We start from the raw sequence: 5482 nt of genomic DNA on the forward strand, positions 1-5482 counted from the left end.
CGGTCACCCGCACCCGCACCCCGGGATGGGCGGCATGGAACACCGGCAGGCGCGGGATCAGCCAGCGGATGGCCAGGGTGCCAACACAGGAGAGATGCAGTTCCTGGGCAGCAGCCGACTTCAGCTCTGCGACGGTGCGGGCCACCGAATCGAAGGCCACGGAGAGGGAGCCGGCCAGCCGCTCCCCGGCCTCGGTCAGCTTCAGCCGGTGACGCGGGCCCTCGGTCAATACCAGGCCCAGCGCGACCTCCAGGCTGCGGATCTGGCGGCTGACCGCGCCATGGGTGACGCACAGTTCGTCGGCGGCCAGCGTCATCCGCCCCAGCCGGGCGAAGGCCTCGAAGGCGCGCAGCGCCGTCAGCGGAGGAAGAACGCGTTTGTCCATGTGATTTCAGCTCACAAGAAGACCACCGTTATATCGTTTGGCGCAGGGCTGCAATTTCTACATCGTATGGGCGAGCCGGACGCGACGACGCCCCGGTGAAGGACGCCTGACATGACCGATCTCGCCCCTGCGGCCCTGGGGAACGTGCGTTTGCGCGCGCCCGCCCACGAGCCCTTCCGCCCCGCCGCCCCGGACCAGCCGGACCACTGGCCCACCATGTTCGACATGTTCCTGGGCGAGACCGCCAGGAACCCCCTGGTCGGCTGGCCGAAGGAGACCTTCGACATCCTCAACCGCAAGCGGCGGGTCCTGCATCTGAACTATATCGGGGTCAGCGATCCGGAGGGGATCAAGCGGGTCTTCCTCGACAATGTCGCCAACTATCCCAAGCCCAACCTGATCCGCCGCGCGCTCGCCCCCTCGCTCGGCGACGGGCTGTTCACCGCCGAGGGCGAGATCTGGCGTGACCAGCGCCGGCTGATGGCCCCGGTCTTCACCCCCGCCGCGCTGGGCCAGTTCAACCCGATCTTCGCCCGGGTCGCCGAGCGCACCGCCGACCGCTGGGCCACGGGCCTCGACGACCACATCGACGTCGCCGCCGAGGCCACCCGCACCACCTTCGAGGTCATCAACGAAGCCCTGTTCTCCGGCGAGGCGGGCCTCAGCTTCGAGGCGACCTCCGGCGATATCGACGCCGTGGTCGCCGCAGCCGGCGAGTACCGCCTGGGCTTCCTGTTCGGCATGCCCTGGCTGGACCAGAGCCCGCTGCAGCGCCGCGCCAACCAGGGCCGCAAGGTGCTGCTCGGTCATCTGTCCGCCTTCATCGCCAGACGCCAGGCCAGCCCCTCCCCCAGCGCCGACTTCATGACCCGGCTGCTGGAAGCCTTCGCCGAGCGCTATCCGCCCAAGGAGGCCGCCAAGCTCGCCCTGGACAACGCCGTCACCTTCTTCGTCGCCGGCCATGAGACCACCGCCAATGGCCTGGCCTGGGCGCTCTATCTGCTCAGCCGCGACCGCCAGGCCCAGGCCTGGGCGCGGGAGGAGGCCCAGGCCGCCTGGGACGCCGGCGGAACCCCGACCGAGATCCTGGGCCGCCTGCCCTATCTGAAGATGGTCTGGGAGGAGACCCTGCGGCTCTATCCCCCCGCGCCGCGCATGGATCGCGAGGCCCTGGCCGAGGACGAGATCTGCGGCCTGCCGGTGCGCAAGGGCGACATGATCAGCGTCTGGCCCTGGGTGGTGCATCGCCATCGCCGCCTCTGGGACCAGCCCGAGCTGTTCAATCCGGAACACTTCGATCCGGAGGCCAAGGCCAGCCACCAACGTTTCCAGTACATCCCCTTCGGCGCCGGCCCACGCATCTGCATCGGCATGGCCTTCGCCCAGGCCGAGGCCCTGATCATCCTGTCCCATTGGCTGGCCCGCTTCAGCTTCCGCCCCGTGGTCGGCCACACCGTCACCCCCCGCGCCCACACGACCCTGAAGCCGGTGGGCGGCATGCCCTTGATCGTGGAGCGGGCCCGGTGAAGGGTCCAGCGCCCCACATCCGCGCCGCGTGCGGGGAGGATGTCGGCGCCTGCGTCGCCTTGCTCGAGGCCGAGCGCGGTCGCCGCCGGTTCTGGCAGCCGATCTTCTGGCGCCCGTCACCGCACGCGGCGGAGATCTCGCGCACCTATTTCACCAATCTACGCCAGCGGCCCGACACCCTGTTCCTGGTCGCCGAGCAGGCCGGCGAGATCGTGGGCTTCCTGATCGGCCGGCCCGCCCCCGCACCGCCGGTCTACGCACCGGGCGGCGCCACCTTCCTGATCGATGACTTCTGCGTCGCCCGCCCGGCCCGCTGGCGCGATGTCGGCCGCAGCCTGCTCGACAACGCCCGCACCCGCATCTGCGCCCGGGGCGCCGCCCAGATCGTCATCGTCTGTCCCGACCGCGACAGCGACAAGAAGCAGATGCTGCGCCACGCCGCCTTCACCCTCGCCTCCACCTGGTGGACGGCGGCGGCTTAGATTCCATTGGCATAATATGCCAATGGACTATGCTCCAGAGGTCGAACGGAGGGTCTCCATGTCCACGCGCAACGTTGTCCTGACCGACCGCCAAGAGGCCATGATCGCCGACCTCGTGGAAAGCGGCCGCTACCAGAACGCCAGCGAAGTGGTGCGCGAAGGCCTTCGGTTGATCGAGCGCCGCGAGGCTGAGGACGCCGCCAAACTCCATACCCTGCGTGAAGCCGCCCAACACGGCCTGCGATCGCTTGAGCGGGGCGAGGGCCGGCATTTCGCCGACGGCGATGGACTTGCCGAGTATCTGGATGACCTCGCCGACGAGATCTTGGGACGCAAGCCGGGCGCTTGATCTTGGCGCGTTGGACCATTCGTCTGTCGGCGCCGGCCGAGCGCGACTTTGGCGAGATCCTGCTCTGGAGCCGAGAGCGCTTTGGTCCAGCACAGGCCAATATGTACCGCCAAACCTTGGTGGCCGCCCTGAGGGCGCTGGGGGCCGGACCGGACACCCTCGGCGCTCGCGGACGCGACGAGATCGCACCAAACCTGAGAAGCCTGCATGTCGCCCGCCTCGGACGACGCGGTCGCCACGTCATCCTGTTTCGAGCCACGGACATGGGAGAAATCCAGGTCGTTCGGATTCTTCACGACGCCATGGACCTGGCTCGGCATGTGCCGGAAGCACCCGACGAATAGCCGCCCCTGGACGCAGCGCTCCAAGCCCGGCTGAATGGGGTCATGTGCAATGAGATCTCCCGCAAGACCGCCCTCGACGACCTGTTGCGGGAATTCGAGATTCTCTCGCCGCCGCCGCGCTTTGAATGGGAGGGCGGCGCCACCCCCAATGACCTGGCGGGCAAGGCCAGCGTGCGCATCCGCGACACCTCGCCGGTGTTCCGGCTGAACGGCGGGACCCTGGTCGGATCCATGATCCCCTGGGCCTGGCCTGGGCCGAAGGGCGCCCCGGTGTTCAACTTCCGGTCAGAGGGTCGCGACTTCGCCCACAGCGACCGGGTCCTGATCTTCGCCGACGGCTTCTATGAATACACGGCGCCCGCCGCGCCGAAGGTGAAGCTCAAGGACCAGCATTATTTCACCCGCGCTGCGGGCGGCTGGTTCTGGATCGCGGGCCTGGTCAAGGACGGCTGCTTCAGCCTGCTGACCACCCAGCCGGGGCCGGACGTCGCCCCCTATCACGACCGCCAGATCGTCACCCTGCCGCCCCAGGCCGGGCTCGACTGGCTGACCCTGGCCCGGCCGCAGGGCGAGCTGCTGCGCGCCGAGCCGGCCGGGACCTTCAGGGTCGAGACCCTGCGCCGTGACGGGGTCGTGCTGGCGGAGGATCTCTTCTAGGCGTCGGCGGTTTCCGGCTGGGCCACGAAGCCCGGCCAGGCGGACATATAGGTGACGAAGGCCGGGCTGAGCCCCTCCTGGCGCAGGTGCTCGGCCGTCACTGGCAGGGCGATGGGCGTGAAGTCCGGATCGGCGGCGACCTTCTGCGGATAGTCGTGGTGCAGTATGGCGGCGCGGCCGATCACCGCGAAGTCGGCCCCGGCCTCCAGCACCGCGCGGGCCTGAGCGCCGGTCATGATCTTGCCGGCCACGCCCAGGCGCACGTTCCCGCGCGGCAGCTCGGCGAAGTAGCTCATCAGGCTCCGGCCCTTGAACGCCGCCTCGGTGGGCTCCTTGAAGCAATCCCACAGCGACATGTCGAGATAGTCGATCTTGCCCTCGGCCAGCAGCTGGCGGGCCAGGTCGACGATCTCGGTCAGTTGCAGGCCGAACCGCTCCGGCGACAGGCGGATGCCCAGGTTGAAGTCGGCGCGGGTGGCGGCGCGGATGCCGTCGATGATCTCCAGGATCAGCCGCGCGCGGTTGGCGGCCGAGCCGCCATAGGCGTCGGTGCGCCGGTTGAGCTCGGCGCTGAGGAACTGGCAGAGGATGTAGCCGTGGGCGCCGTGGATCTCGACCCCGTCGAAGCCGGCCTGCTCGGCCCGCACCGCGGCGGCGATGAAGTCAGCCTTCAGCTGGGCCACTTCGGCCTCGGTCAGGGCCCGGGCGCCGGTGTCTGGATCATCCGAGGGGCAGACCGGCGCCTCGCCGATCAGCTCCGCAGGGCTACGGTTGCCGGCGTGGTGCAGCTGCACCACCGCCAGGCTGTTCTCGGCCTTGATGGCCTTGGCCAGCCGGGTCAGGCCCGGCAGGTGGGCGTCGGAGAAGATCCCCAGCTGGCCGGGAAAGCCCTGGCCGATCTTCTGCACGTGCGCCGCGCAGGTCATGGTCAGGCCGAACCCGCCCTTGGCCCGCAGCGTCAGCCAGTGGAACTCCTCGTCCGACAGCACCCCGTCCGCGTGGCTCTGGGTGTTGGTCAGGGGGGCCAGCATGAAGCGGTTCTTCATGGCCGGGCCACGGGCGAACTTAAGCGGCGCAAAGAGGTTGGTCATGGAGCACGGAGCCTTGGCTGGGTCGGGGACGGTCGGACCTTCACCCAGTATTTGCCCTCCGCACGGGCGAGCGGCAAGGTGGACCGAGCGTCAACCGGCCCCATGATTTCTATGTGCGGCCCCATCTATGCTAGGGTCTGGCCATGAGCGCCGAGAGAAAGCCCGAGGTCGTCGACCTCTCTCAGTACAAGAAGGCCCGGGCCGAGGCCCAGGCCCCGAAGCCCGCCGCCAAGCCGGCCAAGGGCGCGGGCGAATCCTTGCTGGGCGGCCGCCCCAAGGCCGGCCTGATCCTGGCGGCGATCGTCGTGGCCCTGCTGGCCGCCGCCATCCTGCCGAAGCTGCTTTAGGCCCTACGCCCCCACCACCGCGTCGATCTCGATCTCCACCAGCCAGGCCGGATCGATGAAACCCTTCACCTCGACGAAGGTGCAGGCCGGGCGCACGCCCACGAACCATTCCCCGTGCACGTCGGCGGCTTCCCGCCAGCGAGTGATGTCGGTCAACATCATGCGCGTGCGGATCACGTCCTTGCGGCTCGCGCCCGCCTCGATCAGCGCCGCCTCGGCGATCTCGAAACAGCGGCGCGTCTGGCCGGCCACGTCGCCCGGACATGCCGTTCCGCCCTCGGCCGCGATCGGCGCCGTGCC

The 5482-nt window shown here is 69.3% G+C and carries 9 protein-coding genes; 6 read left to right on the forward strand and 3 right to left on the reverse strand.

Going from position 1 to position 5482, the window contains the following annotated elements:
* Positions 1-385, reverse strand: a 385-nt coding sequence (locus Q7P21_RS19015; protein ID WP_304179601.1) for a LysR family transcriptional regulator, incomplete at its 3' end; no start/stop codon positions are given.
* Positions 386-496: 111 nt separating this feature from the next.
* On the opposite strand from Q7P21_RS19015, the gene Q7P21_RS19020 reads away from it, so the two are divergent.
* Genes Q7P21_RS19020 through Q7P21_RS19040 form a run of 5 tightly spaced genes read left to right on the forward strand, consistent with a single transcriptional unit; the run spans position 497 to position 3744 of the window.
* Entirely contained in the window at positions 497-1912 is a 1416-nt protein-coding gene (locus Q7P21_RS19020; protein ID WP_304179626.1) for a cytochrome P450, read from the forward strand.
* Positions 1909-2394, forward strand: a complete 486-nt coding sequence (locus Q7P21_RS19025; protein WP_304179630.1) for a GNAT family N-acetyltransferase — start codon at positions 1909-1911, stop codon at positions 2392-2394. The genes Q7P21_RS19020 and Q7P21_RS19025 overlap by 4 nt, the downstream gene beginning before the upstream one ends.
* Before the next feature lie 58 nt (positions 2395-2452).
* Entirely contained in the window at positions 2453-2743 is a 291-nt protein-coding gene (locus tag Q7P21_RS19030) for a type II toxin-antitoxin system ParD family antitoxin (protein WP_304179637.1), read from the forward strand.
* A 2-nt stretch (positions 2744-2745) separates the two neighbouring features.
* Positions 2746-3087, forward strand: a complete 342-nt coding sequence (locus tag Q7P21_RS19035; RefSeq protein ID WP_304172280.1) for a type II toxin-antitoxin system RelE/ParE family toxin — start codon at positions 2746-2748, stop codon at positions 3085-3087.
* Between the two features lie 42 nt (positions 3088-3129).
* Positions 3130-3744: an SOS response-associated peptidase family protein gene (locus Q7P21_RS19040; protein WP_304172282.1), complete on the forward strand. Its 615-nt coding sequence runs from the start codon at positions 3130-3132 to the stop codon at positions 3742-3744.
* Here the strand turns inward: Q7P21_RS19040 and Q7P21_RS19045 are convergent.
* Complete coding sequence (locus Q7P21_RS19045) at positions 3741-4835, reverse strand: NADH:flavin oxidoreductase (protein WP_304179639.1); 1095 nt, start codon at positions 4833-4835, stop codon at positions 3741-3743. The two genes, Q7P21_RS19040 and Q7P21_RS19045, sit on opposite strands and share 4 nt — an antisense overlap.
* A gap of 143 nt (positions 4836-4978) precedes the next feature.
* Between Q7P21_RS19045 and Q7P21_RS19050 the strand changes: the two genes are divergently transcribed.
* Complete coding sequence (locus Q7P21_RS19050) at positions 4979-5182, forward strand: hypothetical protein (RefSeq protein ID WP_304171750.1); 204 nt, start codon at positions 4979-4981, stop codon at positions 5180-5182.
* 3 nt (positions 5183-5185) lie between these two features.
* On the opposite strand, the gene Q7P21_RS19055 is transcribed toward Q7P21_RS19050, so the two are convergent.
* The coding region (locus tag Q7P21_RS19055; protein ID WP_304179651.1) for a Rid family hydrolase at positions 5186-5482 on the reverse strand (297 nt) is incomplete at its 5' end.

The organism is Phenylobacterium aquaticum, assembly GCF_947378715.1.
In the GTDB taxonomy this organism is placed as follows: Bacteria; Pseudomonadota; Alphaproteobacteria; order Caulobacterales; family Caulobacteraceae; genus Phenylobacterium; species Phenylobacterium aquaticum_A.

Coding starts and splice junctions, on each gene's coding strand:
- Q7P21_RS19020 (WP_304179626.1), top strand. CDS start 497: ATGACCGATCTCGCCCCTGCGGCCCTGGGGAACGTGCGTTTGCGCGCG.
- Q7P21_RS19030 (WP_304179637.1), top strand. CDS start 2,453: ATGTCCACGCGCAACGTTGTCCTGACCGACCGCCAAGAGGCCATGATC.
- Q7P21_RS19040 (WP_304172282.1), top strand. CDS start 3,130: ATGTGCAATGAGATCTCCCGCAAGACCGCCCTCGACGACCTGTTGCGG.
- Q7P21_RS19045 (WP_304179639.1), bottom strand. CDS start 4,835: ATGACCAACCTCTTTGCGCCGCTTAAGTTCGCCCGTGGCCCGGCCATG.
- Q7P21_RS19050 (WP_304171750.1), top strand. CDS start 4,979: ATGAGCGCCGAGAGAAAGCCCGAGGTCGTCGACCTCTCTCAGTACAAG.